Source organism: Kitasatospora sp. NPDC059803 (genome assembly GCF_042732255.1).
Lineage (GTDB): Bacteria > Actinomycetota > Actinomycetes > Streptomycetales > Streptomycetaceae > Kitasatospora.
Genome location: NZ_JBHWIJ010000047.1, coordinates 16,289 through 39,896 on the forward strand (window position 1 = coordinate 16,289; position 23,608 = coordinate 39,896).

At 70.8% G+C, this 23,608-nt stretch carries 21 protein-coding genes, 2 tRNA genes and 1 pseudogene; 13 read left to right on the top strand and 11 right to left on the bottom strand.

What is annotated here, in order from left to right; translation table 11 throughout:
* Nucleotides 1–178: 178 nt before the first annotated feature.
* A complete protein-coding gene (locus tag ACFV6I_RS10870; RefSeq protein WP_380424483.1) occupies nucleotides 179–1,522 on the bottom strand; it encodes a tetratricopeptide repeat protein in 1,344 nt (447 codons plus the stop codon).
* 216 nt (nucleotides 1,523–1,738) lie between these two features.
* Between ACFV6I_RS10870 and ACFV6I_RS10875 the strand changes: the two genes are divergently transcribed.
* The 3 genes from ACFV6I_RS10875 to ACFV6I_RS10885 are packed head-to-tail and all read left to right on the top strand — an operon-like array spanning nucleotide 1,739 to nucleotide 3,480.
* On the top strand, nucleotides 1,739–2,278 hold the full coding sequence (locus ACFV6I_RS10875) for an ATP-binding protein (RefSeq protein WP_380424485.1): 540 nt from the start codon (nucleotides 1,739–1,741) through the stop codon (nucleotides 2,276–2,278).
* A 41-nt stretch (nucleotides 2,279–2,319) separates the two neighbouring features.
* Entirely contained in the window at nucleotides 2,320–3,003 is a 684-nt protein-coding gene (locus ACFV6I_RS10880; protein WP_380424488.1) for a phytanoyl-CoA dioxygenase family protein, read from the top strand.
* A gap of 45 nt (nucleotides 3,004–3,048) precedes the next feature.
* Nucleotides 3,049–3,480, top strand: a complete 432-nt coding sequence (locus tag ACFV6I_RS10885; RefSeq protein ID WP_380424491.1) for a hypothetical protein — start codon at nucleotides 3,049–3,051, stop codon at nucleotides 3,478–3,480.
* A 61-nt stretch (nucleotides 3,481–3,541) separates the two neighbouring features.
* Here ACFV6I_RS10885 and ACFV6I_RS10890 read toward each other — a convergent pair whose 3' ends face one another.
* Both ACFV6I_RS10890 and ACFV6I_RS10895 read right to left on the bottom strand, forming a co-directional pair.
* On the bottom strand, nucleotides 3,542–4,834 hold the full coding sequence (locus ACFV6I_RS10890; protein ID WP_380424493.1) for an MFS transporter: 1,293 nt from the start codon (nucleotides 4,832–4,834) through the stop codon (nucleotides 3,542–3,544).
* 546 nt (nucleotides 4,835–5,380) lie between these two features.
* Nucleotides 5,381–6,640 carry a helix-turn-helix domain-containing protein gene (locus ACFV6I_RS10895; protein ID WP_380424496.1) on the bottom strand — a complete coding sequence of 420 codons (1,260 nt, stop codon included), beginning with the start codon at nucleotides 6,638–6,640 and terminating at the stop codon, nucleotides 5,381–5,383.
* Between the two features lie 813 nt (nucleotides 6,641–7,453).
* On the opposite strand from ACFV6I_RS10895, the gene alaS reads away from it, so the two are divergent.
* From alaS to ACFV6I_RS10915, 4 genes are all read left to right on the top strand, one after another.
* The gene (gene alaS / locus ACFV6I_RS10900; RefSeq protein ID WP_380424498.1) at nucleotides 7,454–10,129 is read left to right on the top strand and encodes an alanine--tRNA ligase; all 2,676 of its coding nucleotides are present in this window, start codon (nucleotides 7,454–7,456) and stop codon (nucleotides 10,127–10,129) included.
* Between the two features lie 198 nt (nucleotides 10,130–10,327).
* Nucleotides 10,328–11,059, top strand: a complete 732-nt coding sequence (locus tag ACFV6I_RS10905; RefSeq protein ID WP_380424500.1) for an SMI1/KNR4 family protein — start codon at nucleotides 10,328–10,330, stop codon at nucleotides 11,057–11,059.
* Between the two features lie 99 nt (nucleotides 11,060–11,158).
* Nucleotides 11,159–11,875: a DUF6193 family natural product biosynthesis protein gene (locus tag ACFV6I_RS10910; protein ID WP_380424502.1), complete on the top strand. Its 717-nt coding sequence runs from the start codon at nucleotides 11,159–11,161 to the stop codon at nucleotides 11,873–11,875.
* A gap of 114 nt (nucleotides 11,876–11,989) precedes the next feature.
* The gene (locus ACFV6I_RS10915; protein ID WP_380424504.1) at nucleotides 11,990–12,400 is read left to right on the top strand and encodes a hypothetical protein; all 411 of its coding nucleotides are present in this window, start codon (nucleotides 11,990–11,992) and stop codon (nucleotides 12,398–12,400) included.
* 296 nt (nucleotides 12,401–12,696) lie between these two features.
* On the opposite strand, the gene ACFV6I_RS10920 is transcribed toward ACFV6I_RS10915, so the two are convergent.
* The 3 genes from ACFV6I_RS10920 to ACFV6I_RS10930 all read right to left on the bottom strand — a co-directional run bounded on the left by ACFV6I_RS10920 (nucleotide 12,697) and on the right by ACFV6I_RS10930 (nucleotide 14,280).
* On the bottom strand, nucleotides 12,697–13,155 hold the full coding sequence (locus tag ACFV6I_RS10920) for an NUDIX domain-containing protein (protein WP_380424507.1): 459 nt from the start codon (nucleotides 13,153–13,155) through the stop codon (nucleotides 12,697–12,699).
* Complete coding sequence (locus ACFV6I_RS10925; protein ID WP_380424509.1) at nucleotides 13,152–13,280, bottom strand: hypothetical protein; 129 nt, start codon at nucleotides 13,278–13,280, stop codon at nucleotides 13,152–13,154. Before ACFV6I_RS10925 ends, ACFV6I_RS10920 begins: the two co-directional genes overlap by 4 nt.
* A gap of 82 nt (nucleotides 13,281–13,362) precedes the next feature.
* On the bottom strand, nucleotides 13,363–14,280 hold the full coding sequence (locus tag ACFV6I_RS10930) for an alpha/beta fold hydrolase (protein ID WP_063352449.1): 918 nt from the start codon (nucleotides 14,278–14,280) through the stop codon (nucleotides 13,363–13,365).
* Nucleotides 14,281–14,362: 82 nt separating this feature from the next.
* On the opposite strand from ACFV6I_RS10930, the gene ACFV6I_RS10935 reads away from it, so the two are divergent.
* Nucleotides 14,363–15,016 (top strand): TetR/AcrR family transcriptional regulator, encoded by a 654-nt coding sequence (locus ACFV6I_RS10935; protein WP_380424511.1) that lies wholly within the window; start codon nucleotides 14,363–14,365, stop codon nucleotides 15,014–15,016.
* Between the two features lie 63 nt (nucleotides 15,017–15,079).
* On the opposite strand, the gene ACFV6I_RS10940 is transcribed toward ACFV6I_RS10935, so the two are convergent.
* The 3 genes from ACFV6I_RS10940 to ACFV6I_RS10950 all read right to left on the bottom strand — a co-directional run bounded on the left by ACFV6I_RS10940 (nucleotide 15,080) and on the right by ACFV6I_RS10950 (nucleotide 17,757).
* Nucleotides 15,080–16,414 (bottom strand): MFS transporter, encoded by a 1,335-nt coding sequence (locus tag ACFV6I_RS10940; RefSeq protein WP_380424524.1) that lies wholly within the window; start codon nucleotides 16,412–16,414, stop codon nucleotides 15,080–15,082.
* A 98-nt stretch (nucleotides 16,415–16,512) separates the two neighbouring features.
* Nucleotides 16,513–17,358 (bottom strand): glycerophosphodiester phosphodiesterase, encoded by an 846-nt coding sequence (locus ACFV6I_RS10945; protein ID WP_380424513.1) that lies wholly within the window; start codon nucleotides 17,356–17,358, stop codon nucleotides 16,513–16,515.
* A 48-nt stretch (nucleotides 17,359–17,406) separates the two neighbouring features.
* A complete protein-coding gene (locus tag ACFV6I_RS10950; protein ID WP_380424515.1) occupies nucleotides 17,407–17,757 on the bottom strand; it encodes a hypothetical protein in 351 nt (116 codons plus the stop codon).
* Between the two features lie 110 nt (nucleotides 17,758–17,867).
* Here ACFV6I_RS10950 and ACFV6I_RS10955 point away from each other — a divergent pair.
* The 3 genes from ACFV6I_RS10955 (at nucleotide 17,868) to ACFV6I_RS10965 (ending at nucleotide 21,115) form a co-directional block, all read left to right on the top strand.
* A tRNA-Gln gene (locus ACFV6I_RS10955) sits at nucleotides 17,868–17,939 on the top strand.
* A 2-nt stretch (nucleotides 17,940–17,941) separates the two neighbouring features.
* Nucleotides 17,942–20,341: a hypothetical protein gene (locus ACFV6I_RS10960; RefSeq protein ID WP_380424517.1), complete on the top strand. Its 2,400-nt coding sequence runs from the start codon at nucleotides 17,942–17,944 to the stop codon at nucleotides 20,339–20,341.
* 69 nt (nucleotides 20,342–20,410) lie between these two features.
* Complete coding sequence (locus ACFV6I_RS10965; protein WP_380424519.1) at nucleotides 20,411–21,115, top strand: hypothetical protein; 705 nt, start codon at nucleotides 20,411–20,413, stop codon at nucleotides 21,113–21,115.
* 184 nt (nucleotides 21,116–21,299) lie between these two features.
* On the opposite strand, the gene ACFV6I_RS10970 is transcribed toward ACFV6I_RS10965, so the two are convergent.
* Together ACFV6I_RS10970 and ACFV6I_RS10975 are read right to left on the bottom strand one after the other, a co-directional pair.
* A complete protein-coding gene (locus tag ACFV6I_RS10970; protein ID WP_380424521.1) occupies nucleotides 21,300–21,899 on the bottom strand; it encodes an SMI1/KNR4 family protein in 600 nt (199 codons plus the stop codon).
* Between the two features lie 183 nt (nucleotides 21,900–22,082).
* Nucleotides 22,083–22,153: transfer RNA gene (locus ACFV6I_RS10975), tRNA-Cys, on the bottom strand.
* Between the two features lie 194 nt (nucleotides 22,154–22,347).
* On the opposite strand from ACFV6I_RS10975, the gene ACFV6I_RS10980 reads away from it, so the two are divergent.
* Nucleotides 22,348–23,160, top strand: a complete 813-nt coding sequence (locus ACFV6I_RS10980) for a hypothetical protein (protein WP_363376982.1) — start codon at nucleotides 22,348–22,350, stop codon at nucleotides 23,158–23,160.
* Between the two features lie 69 nt (nucleotides 23,161–23,229).
* A pseudogene (locus ACFV6I_RS10985) lies at nucleotides 23,230–23,574 on the top strand (AIR synthase-related protein); the annotation flags it as partial.
* Between the last annotated feature and the right edge of the window lie 34 nt (nucleotides 23,575–23,608).

Genomic DNA, 23,608 nt, shown 5'->3' on the forward strand with positions numbered 1-23,608 from the left:
CCCCACCCACCCCACCCCCCGCACTCCCACGCCCCGCCCCCCACTCCCGCCCGGGCCATCGCCGTTCCGTGCTCTCGGTTCTGGTCTCATCCTCGCCCAGGGGCCGCGGACAGGCCCTGGAGCCAAGCACCCACTCCGACGAGCAGGAGGCACTCCAGCAACCGTAGGTCTCCGGGGATCAGGCCTGGCAGGGCGCTATCGGTCGGGCGCGTTCCAGGAGTTCGCGGACGTGAGGGTTACGCCGGTGTGGCAGGGTCGCGGACAGCATGGTGCGGATGCGGTCGTCGGCTCGGCCGGACTGGACGTGGGGGAAGTCGTCCAGGGCGAGGTTCCAGTTCTGGACGGCTTCCTCCAGCCGACCAGCTCCGAGCTGCCATTCGGCGAGCATCGCGCGGTGACGGACGCGGGCCCGGCGGTACACCGCGGGTCGGACCTTCTCGGAGTGCTGGAGTGCGCGGATTGCGCCTTCTCGGTCGCCGAGCTCGTAGTTGACCTGGGCGACGTGGTATGAGAGGGAAGCCGGGTCGTAGGAGCCGTGGGCCTTGGCCTTGGATTCGGCTTGCTCCATGGCGACTTCGGCTTCGTGGAGCTTGGCTAGCGCTCCGGCGCGGTCGCGCGTCTGGGCGAGGGCGTGGGCCTGCTGTCCGGCGAGGAAGGCACGCATCCGTGGTCCGGCCTCGGGTGATGCGGCAGCGGCGGCGTTCGCGTACCGCAACGCGGTTGCTCCGTGGCCGAGTTCGACCGCTTGGACGCTCATTCCGCGCAGGGTGGTGCAGTAGGTGAGGTGGTCGCCGGCGGCGAGGGCGAGCTCCAGCGCTTTGGTGTAGTAGGCCTGGCCGAGCAGGTCGAGGCGTTCGTCCACGGCCATGTAGCCGGTCAGGTAGAGGTGGTCGGCGGCGGCGGACAGCATCGCCTTGCGGACCTCGTCGTCGGCGGTGGCCTTGAGGTGTGGGGCGATGTTGTTGACCATGAACGCGGCGGCCATCGGGCGGGCGGTCCGGCCGCCGAACTGGTCGTCCAGCTCACTGATCCGTTCGGTCATGGCGATCACGGCCTCGACCTCTGCCATGCCGATCCGGGTGTGTGGATCGGCCTTCAGCCGCCCGAATCGCCCGATGACGTCCGGCCAGCCTGGAATGGTGAGGGCGACCGAGTACAGGCCCGCCCCGAGTACGCCCCTGCGCGATGGGTCCATGTCCATGCTCCCGAGGTCGATCAGTCCCGCCACCGTATCCCCGGACTGGGCCTGAACGTCAGGTCGATCGGCGAAGCCCGCCTCGAATGCGGTGACCGGCCGCCCCAGGCGGCGGGCCAGGGCCTCCAGGACCACTTTCTGGTACTTGGCCATGGGACGGGTGCCCGAGAGCCAGTGCGAGACGGCCGACTCGTCGTACCTCAGCTTGTAACCGGCCTCGGTTCCGGCCCGGTTGACCGCTCGGGCGAACTCGCCGTTGCTCGCCCACCGGCATTCCTCTACCAGCGGGGCGAGCTTGCCGTTGGGTGTCCGTTCGCGCGCTGCCATCGCCGCCCCCGGGCCGGGTTTCAAGGGTTTCAAGCATCCGGGGTGTCTCTACCGTGTTCACGCCGAGCGCACACCTGTTGACTCATTGTCAGGCCGAGTGAGAGCCCCACGGACCAGGGCTGCTTCGGCTTCACGATCGGCGGCACCGCCCACCTGCTCGTCCATTCCCAGGTGGCCGGTACCGCTCTCCAGGCCAGTGCCGAAGGGTGCCCCACCGTGGTCGTGCATTCCCATGTCTTCTTCCTGACCAGAGATCCGGTCTCCGTGCCCGTCGCCCGTCGCAAGGTGAGGAGCCGCGTCGCCAGCTGGGGCGTCCTGCTCGACGAGGACACCCGGCTCGCGTTGGACACGGTCACCTCCGAGCTCGTGACCAACGCCGTCCGGCACTCCGACCGGCCGATGCTCACCGTCGCCGTCTACGTGAGCGTCCCGCTGCGGCGGGCCCTGGTCGAGGTCTACGACGGCTCGACCGCGCTACCCAGGCGCCGCCGCGCCGGCACGGACGCGGAGAGCGGCCGGGGCCTGGAACTGGTCGAATGCCTGGCCCTGGCGCACGGCGCGGAGCGGACCGAACAGGGCAAACGCGTCTGGGCCGAGTTGGCCCTGCCCGAGCAGCCGGTGACCAGGCGCCAGATCCTCGCCGGGCCGCGACGAGCGGTCCAGGCAGCCTTGAACGCGCTCGAACGCCGTGGCCGGACGCCGATACGAGCCCCGCACTGCCCCGGCAGCACCCGCCCCGCCGTTCCGGCCCGCTAGGCAGGAACCCCGTCAGGAAGGGATCAGAACCAGTGACCAGCATGACCAGGACCAACGGCGTCCTCGGCCGCCGCGGACTACGAACCGGCGTCGAATGGTCCACCCCCGGTGCCGCCCGCGCTCGCGCCGCCCAGCTCGTCGCCGAACACCGTTCCCAGCAGCGGGAGATCGTCCGCAACCCGCACCTGAATACCGAGTGGGCCCGCGCCGCCGTGCGAACCCCGCAGCTGCTGGCCGCCGTCCAGGAAGCCATCGGCCAGGACATCGCGGTGGAGAACACGTTCCTCGTGGTGAAGTGGCCCGGCCGCGCATTCGAGATCCCCTGGCACCAGGACGGCATCGATGCCCGCCTCGAACTGGACCCCGACCGCTCGGTCTCCGCCTGGCTGGCAATCAGCGACGCCACCGTGAGCAACGGCTGCCTGCACGCGGTACCCGGCTCCCACCACTTCGGCTACCTGCCGTTCTCCTCCGAGGCCGAGCACGGCGCCGAACGCGGCCGTGCCGACCAGGCGACCGGCTTCACCGCCGACACCTCGACCGCACTGCCCCTGCCGGCCGGGTCCGCCCTGCTCATGGACAGCCGCCTGCTGCACCGCTCCGGCACCAACACCAGCAACGGCGCCCGCGTCGGCCTGAACGTCCGCTACGCCGCCCCCGGCGGCATCCGCCGCCGCGACCCCCAGAGCCCCAGCCCCGACCCGCTCACCGGGACGGGCTGGTAGCCACCGCCCAAGGGAGCAACACCCCACCGAGAGGAACACAACGCCGTGACCATCCTCGAAGAGATCGCCACCCGCGATGACCTGGTGACCAGGGTCCGCGTCCTGACCGGGGAGGACGTCGACGCGGCCCGCCGTGCCGACAAGACCCCGATCGCCAAGTCCGACTGCACCTACTACTGCCCCGACGCGGCCACCGCCGAGCGGTGCATCCAGTCCCTGCGCGAGTCCGACGAGCGCCTGCGCAACCGCCCCGAGGAGCTCATGCTCTGGGACTGGCAGTGCACCTACTTCGAGGTCGAACCGGGCAACCCCAACGGCGGCGGCACCGTCCTCCTCGGCGTCGCCTGGTACGACCGGGCGTTCTTCGACGACCGGCGCGACGCCTGGTTCGGCGCCATGCACCAGCGGATCTACAAGGACCTCGGCATCCCGCTGGAGGACATCACCGTCACCCACTGGCAGCTGATCACCAGCTGACCCGAGCACCACCAGCACACCGGCCGGGCCCCGCACCGCAGGGCCCGGCCCACGCCTGGACTCAGTCGCGGGCCGCCAGCTCCGGCACCGGCTCGACCTCCGGCACCGGCCGACGCCCCCGTGCCAGGCCCAGCACCAGCACGGCACCCGCCACACCGACCACCACCACCGCCAGACCGCCCACCAGGAACGCGGCCCTCGGACCGCTGGCGGCAAGCCCGGGGACGAACAGCATCGAGACCGTCCCGCAGGTGCGGATCACGGTCAGGTCCACCGTCAGCAGCCGCCTGCGAGCGGCCGGAGGGAACAGCGCGAAGTGCGTCGACAACGCGATCTGCAAGAACGGCGACACCGCCCCGGAAAGCACGGACAGCGCCAGCAGCACCGGCAGCGACCCGGCCAACCCGGTGGCCGCCAGCACCAGCCCCGACACCGCCCACACCCCGCAGTACACCGCCGTCAGCGGCGCCGGCAGCCGCACGTTCCCGGCCACCAGATTCCCGGCCAGGGCCCCGGCGCCTGTGCAGGCCAGCACCGCCGCGTACGCGGAGGCCCCGGCGCCGAGCCGGGCGGCCAGCAGCGCGGGCATCGCCAGCGACACCGCCCCGGCGAAGATCCCGATCCCGTGCACCGCCAGCACCACCCCGGTATCCGGATGAGTCCGCACCAGCGACCAGGCACCCGACCGAACCCCCACCGCCCGCGGCCCGGTCTGCGGGACGGCAGGAGCCGGTCGGACGCGGGCGGCCAGCAGCACCAGGGCGAGCGCCGAGACCGCGAACGTCGCCGCGTCCACCCAGAACAGCCCGGCCAGCGGCATCACCGCCAGCAGCAGCCCTGCCGCCCCGGGACCGGCGATCCGGGCAATCCGACCGGTCAGGTCCATCAACCCGCTGACGGCCTGGACCTCACCCGGCCTCACCAGGTCCGGCACCATCGCGCCGAGGTTCGGATCGAACAGCGCCCCGCCGACCCCCAGCAGCGCGGCCGAGGCGATCAGCCCCACCGTGCCGAACTCGGCCCACGCCCACGGCAGCGCGGCCACCAGAACCAGCCGCACCGCGTCCACCACCGCCAGCGCCCGCAACGACGCGAACCGGTCCATCATCCGGCGCCCCACCGTCCCCAGCACGATGTACGGCAACGACTCGGCGACGGCCATCAACCCCATCGCCCCGGCACCCGCGTGCTCCCACGCCATCCACATCACGGCCATCGCGTACAGCCGGTCACCGAACACCGACGCCGTCTGCGCTCCCCACAGCAGAAGCACGGGTCCACGCCGCAGCAACCGCACGTACCGCATGATCCACTCCGCCCCAGGAAGCACGAAGTCCCAGCAGCGAACCGCCACCGGGAACTCCCCACACCCTAGGGCAACTTGATGTCCAACCGGAGCAGGCGCTCCACTACCAAGGGCCCCGCCCATCACTCGCAATAGGCTTCGAAGTCCGGCAGGCTGGCCACCAGGACACAGCCCGGACAGCGGCCATCCCGGAAGGACTTCCGTGCACCCCCTGATCACCGAGCTCGGCCTGGACGGCGACCCGAAGCTCCTGCACGAACAGCGCGGTACCACCCTCTTCAAGGTCAGCAACACCGTCCTGAAGATCACCGACGGCCTGAGGGCCGGCCGCGAAGGCCAAGTGCTCGCCACCCCGGCCTGCTCGCTAATACAGCCGCCGCCCGCCAACACGACCTCGCCGCGAATCGGCCCTGGTCGTTCCCTGCCTTCGAGGCAGCCCTACGGGCCAGCCTCGCCCACGACCCCGAGCAGCGGCCTTCAGCGTGCTCGCTCGCCAAGTTGCTCCGCACCGCTCTCGCCGAGCCCGCCTCGACCTGCGAGTAACCCAACATCCACAACACTGGACATGAACGTCCAGAGCGGCGCCAGCCACCATCATCGCTCCAACAATCGCGCGAGCCAGCTACGCCGATACTTGCGCTCACGCTCACGCCTCTCCTCCTCTATCCGAGCAAGCTGGTAGAGCTCGGTCTCACGGCGATCGCCTGAATTCCACCCTTCGGGGCAGTCTCTCAGGACATGCTCACGAAGCCTCTCCCCCAAGTCGGCGGCGCCATTCTCGCCGCAGGCACGGTGGAATCGCAGGAGTGACTCCTTCGGAGCATGCAGAACGAACGCGGGAACCACATCGCGGACCCATTGCATGGCAGGGGATGGGTTCAACAGATGCACCAGGCTCACGGGCGCTTGGGCCCTGGTGACACGGAACTCGGTGAGCGGCTGTTCCTCGCCCTTGGATGGTTCCAGGGTCCTGGTGAAGTAGAAAACGGCGACTGGGTCGTGCGATCGAGCCGTCGCGGCCAGGATCCGCTGCCCGTCGAGCTTGCGCCCCTTGCCGAGGAACATCTCATAGAGCCCAAAGAGCAAGGTGATGTCACTACTCGTCGCGAGCCGCTCCATCAACTGATCCGCTTGCTCGTCCTGGTCATAGTCACGCCAGTCGACGAGCACCTGATAGAGCTCGTCCACGCCGACTGCCTCTGCCTGATCCCACAGGAGGAGTTCGGCGTCGGTAGCGTTTGACAGATCCGCCATGGCGCGGACATCGCGCTCCTGCAACCGCAGGAGCGCCTCGGCTTTCCGAATCTCTTCCTCGACCTCCACAACACGGCGCTCAGCAGCATCGCGCTGCTCAGTGAGCGCCCGTACTTCGTCCCGGGCGTGGACGCTGAGATCCGCGAGGGAATCCTCCACTGCCTGACGTTTGCGACGTTCTGCCACAAGCTCCTCGCGGAGTACATCGAGCTGCTGGTTGGTACGGAGGCGCTGATGCTCGATCTCCTCCCTCGCGTCAGCGAGTTCGAACTCGCGCGCCTGCAGCGGGTTCCGGGTCCGGACCGCGTCGTACATCAGTTTCCGGGTCCGGGCGACTTCCTCAGGCGAGACCTCACCGCCCTCTTGTTCGGCGACCACCTGGTGGAGCCGTGCCGCAAGCTCTCGACGCGGGACCTCACGGCCGTTCAAGAACTTCGAGAGCCGGGTCTTGTCCACACGCAGCCTGTGGGCCAGCTCCTCGGAGCTGAGGCCGGTCCGGTCACGCAGATCCCTCAATCGCTGGGCGCAGCGCCGCTCCGGCTCGGACAGCCGCTCGTCGAGTTCTGCGAGACCACGCCGTGTCGGAAGCTGGTGCGTCATCCTCCGGTGCCCCCTTCTAGGTTGCGAGCCAAGCAATGTGCGGCCGTGTGACGCAAGGCGCGGTTGCGACCTGACGCACTCATGCCCCTACCGAATGTGATTGGACCCTACCGAACCAGTCGCACCTCGGAGGTTCTTATGGCTCTCCCTCGCCCGTCCCGCCCGTTCCTCGATATCCGCATCGGCGGCACGCGGCTAACCATGCAGCGCTGTCCTCGTCGGCTGCTCATCCTGATGGGATCTGTCGCGGGCACCCTGAGCAGTGTGCTGGCGCTGCACCGGTAAGGGTGCAGTCAACGCGGCCTGAGTAATGACTCTGGTCTCAGTTCTGGTCTCGTTCGCCCCCATCCGACCGGGTTCGGTCGGCGCCCGACGGTTCGATCCGCCGCAGGTCAGAACGGGTACAGACCCCGGCGGCCGGAGTTCGGGAGAATTGGAAAGCGTGCCGGGAGCACCCCCTCACGAGTTCGAATCTCACACCCTCCGCTTCGACCGATGGCCCGGCCCGCTCAGCGGCCCGGGCCATCGCCGTTCCGTGCTCTCGGTTTTGCTCTGAAGGACAACTCCGAGCGAACGCGCCCCGGAGCCGTTACCGTTGGAGGCGCAGTCGCAGCGCGCCGTTGCGTCCGTTGTCGGCTGCGCCACCTCAGAGCGACGGATACCGGAACCGGAGTCATGGTCTACACCGTGGGGGCGCGAGCTATCTGCGCCGAGCTGGAGAACTGAGAACCACTCAGTCCTCGTTCTCGGCCCGGCTCGGCGTGTGATCACCCCCCCACCTCTCCGCGACTCTTCCGTGAGGGCCCTACCGCCATGCGCTCGACGCAGATCCGTTCCACCTTCCTGGACTTCTTCACCTCGCGCGGCCATCGCCACGTCCCGTCCAGTCCGCTCATCCCCTCCGACCCGACGCTGCTGCTGGCCAACGCCGGCATGAACCAGTTCAAGCCCTACTTCCTGGGCGAGGTCACGCCGGAGTACCCGCGCGCCACTACCATCCAGAAGTGCGCCCGCACCTCCGACATCGACAACGTCGGCCGCACCAACCGGCACGCCACGTTCTTCGAGATGATGGGCAACTTCTCCTTCGGCGACTACTTCAAGGCCGACGCCATCGCCTACGCCTGGGAACTCCTCACCCAGGGCTACAACTTGGAGAAGGACCGGCTCTGGATCACCGTCCACCAGGACGACGACGAGGCCGAACAGCTCTGGCGCAGGATCGGCGTGCCCGCCGAGCGCATCCAGCGCCTCGGCGCGGACAACTTCTGGGACATGGGCGTCCCCGGCCCCTGCGGCCCCTCCTCCGAGCTCAACTACGACCGGGGACCGGCCTTCGGGCGCGAGGGCGGACCGGCCGTCGACGGCGAACGGTACGTCGAGATCTGGAACCTCGTCTTCATGCAGTCCATGCGCGGCGCGGACGACGACAACGGCACCTTCCCGATCCTCGGCGACCTCGCCCGGCAGAGCATCGACACCGGCCTCGGCCTCGACCGCCTCGCCGCGATCCTCCAGGGCGTCGAGAACGTCTGCGGCACCGACCTGCTGCTGCCCACCCTCACCACCGTCCAGGAACTCGCCGGCTGCGACTACCCGGGCAGCAGCTCCAGCCGCGGCTCCGGGAACGGCGAGGAGAAGGTCTCGTTCCAGGTCGTCACCGAGCACGCCCGCTCGATCGCCTACCTGATCGCGGACGGCGTCCTGCCCGCCAAGGACGGCCGCGGCTACGTCCTGCGCCGCCTCATGCGCCGTGCGATCCGCCACGCCCGCCTGCTCGGCATCGACCACCCCGTCCTCGCCCCCGCCACCACCAGCGTCATCGCCAACCTCGGCGACGTCTGGCCCGAACTCACCCACCAGGCAAGCCTCATCGAGCAGGTCGTCACCGCCGAGGAGGAGTCCTCCACCCGCACCCTCACCCAGGGCACCCGACTGCTCAACGCCGCCGTCACCCGCGGCCGCGAGGCCCACTCCACCACCCTCGCCGGCGAAACCGCCTTCGAACTGCACGACACCTACGGCTTCCCCGTCGAGCTCACCATCGAGGCCGCCCGCGACGCCGGACTGACCGTCGACGAGGACCGCTTCACCACCCTACTCGCCGAACAGCAAAAGCGCGCCAAGGCCGGTGGCAAGGCCAAGACCGCCGAGGCCCTGCGCCGCCAGGACGCCTACCGCGAACTGTCCTCCCGCCACGGCCGCACCGACTTCACCGGCTACGACCGCCTCGACACCGAGGCCACCGTCCTCGGCCTCATCGCCGACGGCACCGTCGTACCCGGCGCCGACCAGGGCAGCACGCTCGAACTGGTCCTGGACCGCAGCCCGTTCTACGCCGAGTCCGGCGGCCAGGTCGGCGACACCGGCACCATCCGCACCACCGACGGTGCGCTCCTCGACGTCCTGGACACCAGGCTCGGCCTGGAGGGCTTCCACATCCACACCGTCCGCATCCGCGAAGGCGAGATCCGCACCGGCGAGCAGGCCGAAGCCCTCGTCGACGGCCCGCGCCGGGACGCCGTCGCCCGCTCCCACTCCGCCACCCACGTCCTGCACGCCATGCTCCGCCGCACCCTCGGCGACCACGCCCGCCAGCACGGCTCCCTCGTCGACGCCGGCCGCCTGCGCTTCGACTTCGCCCACTTCTCCGCCGTCGACCCCACCCAGCTCGCCACCATCCAGGCCCTCGTCAACGACCACCTCCTCGACGACCCCGAAGTCCGCATCTGGCACGCCACCCGCTCCGAAGCCGAGGCCGCCGGCGCCACCGCCCTGTTCGGCGAGAAGTACGGCGACCACGTCCGCATCGTCGACATCGGCGACTTCTCCCGCGAACTCTGCGGCGGCACCCACGTCCCCCACGGATCGAACGCCGGCCCCGTCCGTATCCTCGGCGAAGCCTCCGTCGGCTCCAACCTGCGCCGCATCGCAGCCCTCACCGGCCGCGACGCCCTCACCTACCACGACACCAAACGCCGCCTCCTCGAAGAACTCTCCACCCTCCTCGGCACCCGCCCACACGACGCCCCCGACGCCCTCCGCAAGCGCCTCGACGCCCTCACCACCGCCCAACAGGAACTCGGCGGCCTCCGCGAAACCGAGCTCCACACCCGCGCCCAGCAACTCGCCGCCTCCGCCCGAACCGTCCCAGGCGGCCGGATCGTCACCGAGAAGGTGACCGGCCTCGGCCCGGACGAACTCCGCACCCTCGCCACCAACACCGCCGACCTCCTCGGCAGCGGGCACGCCATCGTCATCCTCAGCACCGAACACAACAGCAAGGCCCTCCTCGCCGCCGCCATCACCCGCGGCCTCCACGCCACCGGCACTCAGGCCGGCCGACTCCTCACCGCGGCCGCCCGCGCCGTCGGCGGCGGAGCCGGCGGCAAGGGCCCCATCGCCAACGCCGGCGGACGTAACACCGAAGCCCTCGACAAGGCCCTCGCCCTCGCCGCCCAGGACGCGACCCGAGCCCTCGGCCAGTAGAGCCAGGCCACCCGACACGGGCTGTCGGCCCCCTTCACCAGGGGGGTCGGCAGCCCACACCGCCTCCGATTCAGTCCGCCAGGTCCTTCAGCAGGACCACACCCTCGTCCTTGGTCACACCCCACCTCCACGTCCCGACTCACACATACACCCCTGCTGCCATGGCCATAAATCACCAAGGTCATATCCTGGCCGATCATGCGGAGCATTGACTGGGACGACGTCCGGGGGCGGGTACTCGCGGTGCGCGAGGAGCAGGGGTGCAGCGGGGCGGGGGCTGAGCTGGCTGCGCCGCTGGCGGAAATCCAGGTGGTGGAGGCGGAGCGGCAGTTCGGGATCACGTTTCCGGCGGACTACCGGGAGTTCCTGCTGCGGGTGAGTGCGGGCGGACGGTGGCCCAGGGAGTTGCGGCAGGGACCCCACGGGTGGCACTGGGCAGGGGACGCGGACACCCAACTGGAGCGGCTGCACGTGCCGTTCCCCGATCACGACACCGCACTGGCGGCGAGTGACGAGGTGTGGGAGAAGTGCGTGTGGGAAGAGGATTATGCCGACCCTGCCGACTTCGCGGCCGCCCGGGACGCTCGGAACGAGGCCGTGGAGGCGGCGGAGCGGGACCGGGTCACGGGCGGTGTGTTTCTGGCGGGCCATGGCCACAACTTCAGCACCCTGCTCATCATCAGCGGTTCGGACCGCGGCAGCATGTGGTTCGACGGGCGGCCGACCTGCGATCGCCTCAGCCCGCTGCTGACGGATGCGGGACGACCGGCCAGCTTCGGTGAGTGGTACATCGACTGGCTGGAACACGAGGAGGGTCTGACGACCCCGGAGCTGGAGGAAGCCGCTCGCAACCAGTGGCACCGCGGTGTCGGCACGCCCATCTGGCTCCGCTGGTTCGACGACTGGGAGGACAACCGCCGCGGTCGGTAGCCCACCTACCACGAAGGCGCCCGTCATCGCCGAGGCCATGGCAGTGGTTATCGGCAAGAAACGGCCACCAGGCGGCAGTGATGTGGGCAGACTGGGGTGATGAACTTCGAGGCGGGGCTTGGCGAGGGTGGCTGGGACGATGACGGGACCCTCCAGGCTGCGCTGGGGCGTACCGCCGAGGAACTCGGGCTCGCCCTGCCCGAGTTGGACGGGCGGTGGGGTCGACTCGCGGAGTACGTCGACGCGGGGAGCGGCCGGCGCGTGGTGGTGTGTCCGCCCGACGAGGGGCAGCGGACCTTCCGGGTGAGACTCCAGGGCTACCGTGCGCCCCTGGCCTGTGGGTGGACCTCGGACCTGGCCGAAGTGGTCAGGGCGACGGCGGCGTGGACGGGCGGCGCGGGGCTTGAGGAGACCCGGGCGCGCGCCCCGTTCATCCGCTTCAGGCCCTGGGCCCTCGCCCACGAGCGGGAGCCGTTCGGTGCCGTCGAGTTGACGTGGCTCGTCAAGCTCGACCGCGTCCACAACCCGCCATACGACCGGCACCCGCGTGCCCACGCGCTGCTGGCGGCGGCGTACGCCCAGCCGGTGCTCCGGCAGCTGATGCCGGTCAACAGCCACTTCAACCTCTGGTTCTCCACCAGTGTCGAGGAGTTCTGGAGGAGGAAGGCCCGGATCGGGTACGTCATCTGCCCGTACGACGAGGGGCTGTACGGGGTATGGAACGACGGCGAGCTGCTCGCGCGCACCGAGACGCCGGAGGAAGCCGTCGCCCTCGTGGTGGCCGCCCTCCCGGAGGGGATCGGGCCGGCGCGCTGAAGCGACGCGGAGGAGCGCAGGCAGCACATGGGGCTTTCGCAGCACGGGAAGTCGGACCGGCCGACATCCCGTGCTGAGGGCGAGATCCGTCCGACGCTCCCTTAAGATCCCACGGTGAAGATCTGGACGGAGCGCCCTGCCAAAGCCGACGTCGAAGCAGTCGTCTGTCGCTACTTCAGTCTGCTCCGAACCGAGCGGATCCCCGAGGCCGTGGAACTCGTCGATCACACCTCGGTCCGGCATGTGCTCAAGTCACTATGGGCCGGCTCGGTCGAGGCGAACGCCGACGAGGACGCCGATGAGGACAAGGACGAGACAAGCGGCAGCCCTGCTGCCGACGAGTGGGAGCAGGACTTGTCCTGGCTCCGCGAACTCGATCTCGCGGACTTCCACTGGGGCCACGAAGGCACCGGTTTCTACGTCGAGATCACCTACCGCGCACGGATCATCGAGGTGTCGTTGAGCTTCTGGGTCAAGCCCACCGACGCCGGCTGGGTCCTCTCGGGGCCGGCCACCCTCTGGTAGGAGGACGAACAAAAGAGCAGTTCAGACGGTCGCCGACTGGAGTCCGAAGTACAGGACCTTGAGCCCGGGGACGACGTGCATGCGCTGTGCCTTTCGCGAAGTGCCAGACGAGCAGGTCCGCGATCAGGAACACGAACCGTCGCCGACTCTCTCGCGAGCGGGACACCGACGCTGGCGCAAACGCGACACCGCGTTTCGGGGATGGCGAGTCGGCGAACACGCTGTTCAGGCACGTGAGGCAAGCAGAAGGGCCGTCCCCGACGAGGGCAGCCCTTCCGCGACCTCCGCGGCACGTGTCAGCGGGTGAGCAACTCGCGCACGGCGTCACTCACCTCGGGCAACTCGCCCGGGAGGGCCCACTGGTGGGCATCGTGCTCGGTGAGGACGACGGGCTCGGCCTTCTCCACGGTGACGGCGAAGTTGAACTGACGGGTGGTGCCACCGCGGCTGTTCCGGTAGTCGAAGTGTCCGACGTAGCCGATGACCTGACAGATCGCCAGACCAGTCTCCTCGCTGGTCTCGCGGTGCAGGGCGCCCAGAATCCCCTCCCCCTCCTCGACCGTCCCGGAGGGAATCTCCCACAGGCCGCCCAGGTAGTCGCCGGGGTTGCGACGCACGAGCAGGACCCGACCGCCGTGGTTGATCACGGCGGCGGCGACGAAGCCGGTGATGCCTGCGGATTCGGCGTCGGCCGCGAGCCGGGCCGCGAACTCAGGAGACGGGGAGGGAGAGGGGGAGGGGAAGGCGGTGGTCACAGCAGCTCCTCGTGATGGTCGCTGATCTTGATGGCCGCGCGAACGTACTGCTCGACCAGTTCGAGATCCTGCTCACGATGCCAGACCGGAAGCTTGATCATGTCCGCGTGGGCGCGCCCTGCCACGCTCCCACGAGAGGACCCGCGGGATCTTCCTCACCTACGACGGCCCGCCGTCACCCACCAACCCGGCGGCGGGGGCCGACCGTCAGCTCCGGGTCTCCTGCCGGGTTGAGGTGATGAACTGCAGCAGGTGTTCGTTGACCAGGTCGGGGCGTTCCAGGTTGAGGCCGTGGCCGGCTCGTTGCACGATCTCGGCCCGGACTCCCGGGATCAGCGCGGTGACCCGCTGGAGGACGTGGCGCGGGCGGAGCAGGGCGCTGCGCTTGCCCAGCAGGACGAGGGTGGGCAGGCGGATGGAGCTCAGTTCCTCGTCGGTGAACGGCCTGGCGGCGGGGCGGGTGTTCGGCTTGTAGCTGCGCATGCCGAGCATCAGGGGGGCGATCATCTCGGGCGGCGAGCTGAGTGCGGGGTTGGCGAGCAGGCGTCCGAGCGCGGGGCGCAGCGGCCGCGGGGCGAGCATGCCGAACAGGCCGCCGATCATGTGGGCGTAGAACCGGGCGGGGACCTTCTCGATGCCGCCGGGGTCCATCGGTGCGATCGACGCGAGGCGTTCGGGTGCGTGGATGGCCTGGTTGAGGGTCAGCCAGCCGCCGTAGGAGAGGCCGACCAGGTGGATGCGGTCGAGTCCGAGGCCGGCGAAGACCTCGCCGAGCCAGGCCGCGTTCTCCTCGGAGCCGGCCGCGACGGCGCGTTGGACGCTGCGGCCGGGGTCGTCGAGCGTGTCGATCGCGTAGACGGGGTGGTGTTCGCCCAGGGCGGCGATCTGCGGGTACCAGTTGGACGGGTGTCCGGCATGGCCGTGCAGCAGCACGATCGGTTCGCCGGTTTCGGATCCGTCGGGTCCGTCGGGTCCGTAGTGGTGGACGTGGACGGTGCCGTAGCTGGTTTCGACATCGAGTTCCCGACGGGGGCCGGGCCACAGCTCCATCGCACGGTCGTAGGCCTCAAGGAACTTCGTTCGGGCTTTCTCGCTGACGAAGTGTCCAACGCTGGTCCTGGTCATGGTCCCTCCCGGTGCTCGGAATGCATGAAACAGCAGCACTTGATGGTATGTTTGTACCATAAAAACGTTTGGAGGGAACCCGATGCCGAAGCTGGTGGATCACGAGGAGCGGCGGGCCCACATCATCGACGCCCTGCTGCGCACGGCGGCGGACACCGGGCTGCACGCCGTCACCATGCGGTCCGTCGCGATCGAGGCGGGCGTCTCGGTGCGGCTCGTGCAGTACTACTTCGACACCAAGGAGCAGCTGCTGCTCGCGGCGCTCACCCGCCTGGCCGCACGGATGGGCGAACGGATCCAAGGGCGGGTCCAGGCACGGGTCCAGGAGCGAGTCCAGGAACGGATCCGCGACCGCGCCGGGGCGGCCGGGCCCGCGGCGTCACCGCGCGACATCGTCGAGGCGGTCCTGCTGGAGTCCGTGCCGACGGACGAGGAGAGCCGGACCTTCCACCTCGTCTACACCGAGTACGCGGTGCTCTCCATCACCGACCCCGCGCTCGCCGGCCAGTCGTTCCTCTCGGCGCCCAACGAGATGGAGGACTTCCTGGTCGGCCAGTTGACCGCCGCCCGGCAGGCCGGGGACACCGATCCGCGCATGGACGCCCGCCAGGAGGCCGTCGTCCTCCTGGCGGTCTCCGCCGGCCTGGGCCTGAGCGTCCTCCTCGGCCAGCGGACGGCGGACGACGCGGTGGCGGTCCTGCACTACCACCTCGGCCGGCTCTTCCCCGGCTCGTAAGCCCTCGACGGCGACGCGGGCGGCAAAAGCGGCAGCCGACCGTAGGCACCCCCGGCCGGGGCGTCAGAGCCGTTCGGGGACGGGGTTGCCGACCGCCTCGATGGCGCGGCGGACGGGGACCTTCAGCAGGAGGACGAAGCCGATGAGGAAGAAGACCAGCAGCGAGATGATCGCCGAACGGTAGCTGCCGGTGATCTGGTAGGCGAGGCCGAAGACCAGCGGGCCCATCCAACTGGTGCCGCGGTCACTGACCTTGTAGACGCTGAAGTACTCGGCTTCCCGGCCCGCCGGGATGAGGTGGGAGAACAGCGAGCGCGAGAGCGCCTGGCTGCCGCCGAGCACCAAGCCGATCATGCAGGCCAGGGCGAAGAACCAGACGGGCTGGTGGGCCGGCATCAGGTACCCGAGGGCGAGGGTGGCCACCCAGCCGACCAGGGATCCGAGGACGGTCCGCTTGGCACCGTAGCGGCGGGCGATCCGGCCGAGGAGCAGCGCGCCGCCGATCGCCACGATCTGGACCAGGAGCACGGCGGCGACCAACGTGGTCTGGTCCATGCCGAGTTCCTCGCTGCCGTAGAGCGAGGCCTGGGAGACGACGGTCTGAATGCCGTCGTTGTAGCAGAGGAAGGCGCCCAGGTAGAGCAGCGTGAGCGGGTACTGGCGCATCCCGCGCAGGGTGCGGGCGAGTTCACGCAGGCTGCCGGCGGCGGGCCGGTCCGGCGTGGCGGCGGGTCGGTCGGGCACGGCGACGATACGGTCGGGGGCCGCGCCCGCCCGGGAGGGCAGCCGCAGCATCGGGACGATCGTGAACAGCGCCCACCACAGGCCGGCCGAGGCCAGGCAGATCCGCACGGCGGTGCCGGAGGACAGGCCGAGCGCGTCGTGGCCCTGGAACAGCGCCAGGTTGGCGATCAGCAGCAGTCCGCCGCCCGCGTAGCCGTAGGCCCAGCCTTTGGAGGAGACCGCGTCGCGCTCGTCGGGGGTGGCCAGGCCGGGGAGGTAGGCGTAGGAGAGCGCGACCGACACCGCGTACGCGATGTTGGCGACCACCAGCAGTGCGCCGCCGAGCAGGTAGCGGTCGCCGTCGAGGAGGAACATCCCCATCGTGGCGACCGCGCCGACGTAGGCGAAGCCGCACATCAGTTCCTTGTGCCGCCCGGTGCGGTCCGCGACCGTGCCGGTCAGCAGCATCGCCGCGACCGAGAGCAGCACGGAGAAGGAGACCGTGTACGGGAAGAACGACCCGGCGCGCACCGACAGTCCGAGCGGGTGCACGTCGCCGGCCGCGTCGGCGGCGTTCTTGGCGACGGTGGTCAGGTACGGCCCGAGGAAGACCGTCAGGACGGTGGCCGAGAAGGCGGCGTTGGCCCAGTCGTTGATGTACCAGCCGAACCGCATCCGGCGCAGGGCGCTGTCGTCGGCGGCGGCCGCGCGCTCCGGCGGGCCGTCCGGAAGATCGTCCGGCCGACGGTCCGGCAGGTTGTCCGTGGTGCTCGTCATGGGGCTCCCATCACCGTGCTGGAGCCGGTGCTGCCGTCGCTCCAGCAGCCGCGCTCGCCGAGGACGTCCCGCAGGACGTCTATGCGATCGGCCATGATGCCATCCACACCGAGGCCGAGGAGAGCCCTGATCCGTGTGGGATCGTCCACAGTCCAGACGTGAACCTGGAGGCCGAGGCGGTGGGCGGCGCGTACGAAGGCCCGGTCGACGACCCGGACGCCCCGGTGCCGCTCCGGCACCTGCGCGCACACCCCGGCGAACGGCGCCCCGAACCGCGTCCCGGACCGCGTCCCGGACCGCTCCCGCTCCCCGCGCCCCCGCAGCAGCGGCCCGGCCAGCGAACGCAGCCGCAGCCGGGCCACCTCGCGCGGGCCGAGCGAGGTGGCCAGCCGGGGGCCCGCGGCGGCGCGGACGGCGGCGAGGCGGCTGTCGGAGAAGCCGCCGACGCAGACCCGGTCCCAGGCGCCGGTCCGGCGGATCGTCTCGACCAGCGGCCCGACGGCGGCCGCCGCCTTGACGTCGACGTTGAAGCGGGCCCCGGGGAACGCGTCGAGCAGGTCCTCCAGCAGCGGCACGGGCTCGGTGCCGCCGATCCGGGCCTGCCTGACGGTGTCCCAGGGCAGTTCGGCCACCGCCCCGGTACGGTCGGTGACCCGGTCGAGGCGGGTGTCGTGAAAGGCCACCAGTACGCCGTCGCGGGTGGCGTGCACGTCCGTTTCGAGGTAGCAGTACCCGAGGGCGACGGCGGCCGCGAAGGCGGCGAGCGAGTTCTCGGGGTGGCCGAGGTCACCGCCCCGGTGCGCGAAGGCGAGCGGCCCGGGGTGGTCGAGGAAGGGGTGCATGTGGTGCTCCGAGCTGCTGGGATGCGCGTTACAGTATTACGCACCCTGTCAAGCAGTAACGCCGGTACCGCCAGTAGCCCCATCAGTGCCATCAGCACCAGCAGTACCGCTACCGCCCGGATCGTCGACGCGGCGCAGATCGTAGAGATACGACTTGCCGGCCTTCCAACTGCGCCAAGGGCCGAGCGGAGGGAGCAGCTCCCGGTCGTCCGTCCGCCCCGCCAGCGGCCCGGAGTTGGCGACCCCGTCGGCGCCGACGGTGCACCAGCCCCGCTCCGGCAGCCACCGGCACCACACGTCCAGGTCCACCCGCTTGTACGACGGCCTGCCGTTGAACACGCCGTCCGCGCGGAAGTGGTACACCAGACCGTCCAGGCGGCGAACGAACTCGATCGACACGGCGGCTCCCCCCATCAGGCACCCGAAGTGCCAGGCTACGCCGCGAGCCCGGCGGAGGCAGCGAAAGTACGTTGCACGGCCGCCGACCGGACGCATAGTCTCGCGCCCATCGACGTGTAGCTCAGCAGCAGAGCGCCGGGCTCTGGACCCGGAGGGCGCAGGGGCGGAACCTGCCACGTCGGCTATGGACGACAACGCTGACCAGCAGCGCCCCGCCGGGGCCGGGACATCCGCGCACTACCCGCAGCGCCAACTGGCCCTGGCCCAGGCGTTCCTGACCTCACCGGCCGACTCCCACACCAACGCCGACTCCCACACCAACGCCGAGACCCGGCGCAGCACCGAGACCCGGCGCAGCGCCGAGGCCCGGGTCGCCCGCTGGCGCGCCGTGCTCGCCGGCATCGCCGACGGCCGGCTGACCATCGGCTCGCGCACCCCGGTGGCCGGACTGCCCGCCTGGGTGACGCCCGAGGTCGTACGGGGCGGCTTCGCCACGTCCGCCGCGAGCGCCGAGGGCCCGCTCCAGCCGTACGAGCGCGAGGCTGCGGCCCTGGCCGGGGTGGCGGCCGAGCGCGGGGCGCTCTTCGCGTACTGCCTCACCGAGCCCGGCCTGTCCCGGCTGTACGACCTGCTCGACAGCGGCCGCTACGAGGCCGCCGTGCCGGAGGAGGCGGCGCTGCTGACGGTGGCGTGGCTCGTGCGGGCCGGGGACGCGGCCGGCGCGCTGGAACTCGTCGACGTCCTGGAGCCGTTCGCCGACCGGCTGCGCTTCACCCCCCGGCCGTCCGCGCTGCCCGCGCCGGACTCCGAGGCGGTGCACCGGCGCACGGTCGGCGACGCCGTCACGACCCTCACGGGCCGGCGGCCGAACGCCGCCGTGGAAGCTCAACGCGAGGCGCTCACCGTCTGGCAGCCGTTCGGCGACCAACTGCTGGCCCACTGGCTGGAGACCGCCGAGGCCGGCCGGGTGCTGGAGCGTACGCCCGACAGCGCCTGGCTGGAGCGCGGCGAGATGCTGCTCCGCCGCTACGAGGAACTCGCCGCGGCCCACACCCGCTGCACCAAGCACCGCGATCCGAAGGAGAACCTCGGCATCCTGCGCGGCGCCCTGGCGGAGACCGCCGCCGGCCGGCCGCTGGACGCGCGCCGCCTCGGACTGCTGCGGCACGCGGTGGCATCCATGGTGCGCCGGCGCGGCCGGCCGGGCTCCGACCGGCACACCGAACTGCGCACCCGCCAGGCCGTACAGGCGGCCCAGCCGTCGCACCACGACCTCGCCCAGCTGGTGCTGCGCCGCCTCTCCGGGCTGCACCAGGAGACGGGCGTGGCCGACGTGGCCCCGCTGGTCGCCGACGTCTCGGCGCACGAAGCGCACACAGGCAACACCCGCCTCCCCGCAGGCACCCCGGTGCCCGCAGCGATCCGGCAGGTGGTCGAGGCCGCGCTCAGCGCCCCGCTCGACACGCTCGTGGAACGCGGCATGGTGCCCTCGGCCGAGGTCCTGGCCGAACTGGTCCCGCAGCTCGTCGCCGTGACCACTTCCCAGTCCTACCCGGACGAGACGCTGCGCACCCTGATGGCGGCGAACTACCGGGCGTTCCGCAACCGCCGCTCGCTGCTCCTGAGCGACCTCACCGGGCAGGTGCGGGTCGACGAACTGCCCTGGGTACGGGCGGTGGCCGGACATCGCGTCGGCGAGGACGGCCGCGCACCCGCGCGTACCGCGCTGCACCAGCTCGGCGAACTGGCCGTGCAGGCGTTCCCCGGCACGCTCCTGCCGAACCCGCTGGTGCGCGAACTCGGCGTGCTCGCCCGGCAGGCCAAGCTCGACGCACCGTTCGTGGAGGAACTGGCGGCGGACATCTTCACGGGCACCTTCACCCCGAAGTACCTGGCGGCGGCCCGGGCCGCCGCGGAACTGCTCAGCGGCACGCTGTACGAGCGCTACTACGCCATCGACTACGCGGCCGTCCACGACCTCGCAACCGCCGAGGCGGGCGAGGCATACAAGGCGGGCAAGGCGAACAAGGCGGGCAAGGCAGGCAAGGCAGGCAAGGCCCCAGCGCGCGGCCGACGCCCCCGCTCCTCCCCCGGGTTCACCGAGCTGTGCGCGCAGCGCGCCGAGGTGTCCGGAGGATGGTCGGTCGCGTCCAACGGGAAGATCATCGAGCAGGCCCAGATCCTCACCACGCACAACCTGGCCACCCTGGTCACCCGGGTCGGCATCAGCCCCGAGCCGGGCTGGGACGACCTGGCCTGGCGCAGCTTCACCACCGTGTGCCACGCGACGGCCCGGATCCACGACAACCCGCGGCCGCTGTCCACCATCAAGGACGCGGCGTACGCGTGGCGCCAGCTGGTGTTCCACCTCTCCATGTGCGAGCCCGCCGCGCAGGCCCGGGTCATCGCCGGACTGCGCGGGGAGGCCGCCCGCCACCCCGCCCACGTCGCGGCCCGTCTCGCCCCCGCCCTGGCCGGCCTGCGCCAGGCCGCCCGCGGCGGCGCCGCGGACGCGGACGCCGGCCGCCGCCTCCTGGGCTGGACCACAGGACCACACTGGCTCCACCCGGCCCCCAGGACCTGACCACCCCCGCACCACCCGAACCGGCCTCCCCTGCTCCACCGACTCCACGAACCCCACGAACGAGACGACGTGACCGACCAGAAACCCAGCCAGACCACCGACCAGACGACCGACCGGCCCGCCAAGAAGCCCCAGGGCCTCCAGGCCATCTGGGCGAACACCCTGGAGCCGGTGGCCCCGCTGCCCTGGTACCGCAGGCTGTCCCTCAAGGCCGTAGTGGCGGCGGCGCTGGCCGTGGGCCTCCTGACCGCACTGGTGGTGGCCGCCGTGACAGGCGCCAGCGCCCCGCCGCGGCACCGGATCGCGCTGCAGGACCGGATCGGGGACCAGGTCCATCTGCCGGACGACGGTTCGGTCCAGACGGCACGCTCCAGCTACCAGCAGCGGATCAGGGCGCTGAGCCCGTACCGGGAGCTGACGGTGGGCGGTTACGGCACGACCGGATCGTCCAAGACCACGCTGCTGCTGGTCGGACTGACCGGGAGCTTCGCGGAGCCCCAGCGGGAACTGAACAAGTACTTCGGACGGCTGGCGGCCTCGGACGTGTTCAACGACACGGTGACGGAACGGCAGGACTACCCGACAGGCCCCCTCGGCGGCGCGTTCGAGTGTGCGGTGCTCACCTACCCGTCCGCGTCCGAGACCACCTGTGTGTGGGCGGACGGCAGCACGGTCGGCATCGTCGTCGACAGCACCGGCGAGAGCTCCCCACAGGAACTGGCCGACCGCGCCCGGGACATCCGCGCAGCCGTCGAGGTCCCGGCCGAGGACTGACCCGCCGCCGAACCAGGAAGCCGCCGACGCCGGCAGGTTCGGCATCGAGGGCCGGTTCTACGGCGGCCACCAGAAGGTCGCACCTACGGATCCTCGGCGCGGTGGCCGCTCCGGAGCCCGCGAACTGCCCGCTGCCCACTGCCCACTGCCCACTGCCCACTGCCCACTGCCCACTGCCACCGTTTCAGAAGGTCGTCGTCCGCAACTCGTCGCTGACGGGGTCGAGGCCGGCCTTCCACCGGCGCTGCTGCTCGAACCAGTGCACATAACGCGGTGAGACGCCGCGCAGGTCGATGCTGAGCGGGTAGGGGTCGAACTCGTCGAGGAGCAGCTTGCGGAGGAACTCGACCATGCCGCACGGGAACAGGGTGAAGTCGTCGGGGGTGTGGCGGCCGCAGACCAGGACGGGCCACTTGTCGGGATCCGGGTCGGTGGTCAGCCAGCACAGGATGTCCGGGCCCGAGGTGACCCCCCAGGCGAGGATGTGGTCCGGGTCGATGTCGAGGCCTTCCTGGCCGTCCAGCATCTCCCAGGTGTAGCGGGCGTTCTCCGTCTCCCCCTCGAAGGTGCCAGGGTCCCACTGGATGTACTCCTTGGGGAGCGGCATCAGAACGCAGACCTCGTTGAAGGAACCGCCCCCGTACACCGACATGAAGGCCTTGTAGTCCCGCGGAAGCCGCGTGCCCCACCGCGCCTCGGCCGCCGCCCAGTCGATCTGCTCGTCGGCGCCGGGATCCGCAGGGAGGATCTCGGCCAGCGCTGTGATGCCCGTCGGGTCTTCCACGGCAGTCCCCTTCTCTGTCTCTCGAGTCGCCGAGAGCCTAGGGGACGGTACCGACATGCCCGGCAACCAGCGCCCGGCAGCTGGCACGCCGCAGAAGAAGACGAGTGCACCCTCAGCATGAATCAGGGCGCGAACCCGGACAATTCCCAGGCCAGGAATACGGGCGAAATCACCGAAAAGAAAAGGTGGAGATAGGAATCGAACCCATCTAAACGGCCCTGCAAGCCGTCGCCTCGCCACTCAGCCACTCCACCGCGGCAACGAGGGAAACATTACACGAGCATGAACGGGGATTCCTCGGCGACGCCGATCTTTCACTCTAGAAGGCTCTTAATGCGTCTAGTGCTATTTCTCTCGACATGGTGTCGACAGGGTCCTGCAGGCCAGCGCGGAAAAGTCACGGTGCGCTAGCCTGTGCCGATATCTCCGACCCGATGGGATTTCACTGATGGCCGTCGAGGAATCATGGTTCACCCGTACCACGGAGCTGCGTTGTGGAACCGCTGCGAACCGGTGCCAGTACAAGAGCCTCCCCCTGCGCGACCTTCCCCCGCTCGGTGTCGTGCGCCGCGCGCGGATCGTCCGCGAAGGCCTGCGTGAGCGCCGCGACGCCGTCCCGACGCCCGGCCGGCCCTCCCGCTTCACCGAGGGGGACTGGGTCCGGGTGAAGGACGAGGCCACGGTGCGCGCCACCCTCGACGCCAAGGACCGCCATCGCGGCCTGTGGTTCACCCGCAGCCAGTGGTCGTTCTGCGGCGGCGTCTACCAGGTCGAACGCATCGTGCGCCGCATGATCGACGACCACTACCGGGTGCGGCGCCTGTCCGGCACCGTCGCCCTGGCCGGCGCCACCTGCCACGGCGCCGACGGGGCCCAGGGCTGCGGGCTGGACTGCGCCCTGCTGTTCCGCGACGAATGGCTGGAGCCCGCCCCCGCGCCGGTCCCCGCCGCCCGGCCCGCCGCCCTCTGGGCGACCGTGCGCAGCCTCCCGGAGATCCGCGCCACCCTCGACCCCGACGGACGGCTGGACGGCGTCCCCTTCCAGCCGGGCATGGAGCTCCACGCCGACACCCGCCACAGCGCCACCGAACTGCGCCACCGGTCCCTCGCCTGGTGGCAGCACCCCACCAAGGGCCGCTGGTTCATCCTCAACGGCCTGCGCTGCGGCGGCGAACCGCTCGCCACCGGCTGCGACCGCCGCTGCGCCCTGCTGTGGCACGAGTCCTGGCTGCATCTGGAACCCGCCGCCACCACCCACTGACCTCCCGCCACCACCCACCACCCGCAGACCTGCCGGGGGCCGCCCCCGCCACCGGCCCCGGGAGCGGTGGGGGGCGGCGGGGGGGCGCGGGCGGCCTCCCCGCCGGCCGCCCGGGTGGGTGTCGTGGTGAACGAGCGCGCCGTCCCCGTGCCCGCGCAGGTCGCCAACGCCTGTGCCATCCTCGGTCTCGACCCGTTCTACGTCGCCAACGAGGGCAAGCTGGTCGCCTTCGTCCCGCGCGAGCACGCCGACGCCGTCCTCGCCGCGATGCGGGCGCACCCGCTGGGCGCGCGCTCGGCAGTGATCGGCGAGTGCGTGGCGGACCACCCCGGCATGGTCGTCTGCCGCACCCCCTTCGGCGGCACCCGCGTCATCGACCTGCCGATGGGGGAGCAACTCCCGCGGATCTGCTGAGGGCTCCGCCCGCCTCGTGCGGGTGGGGAAACAG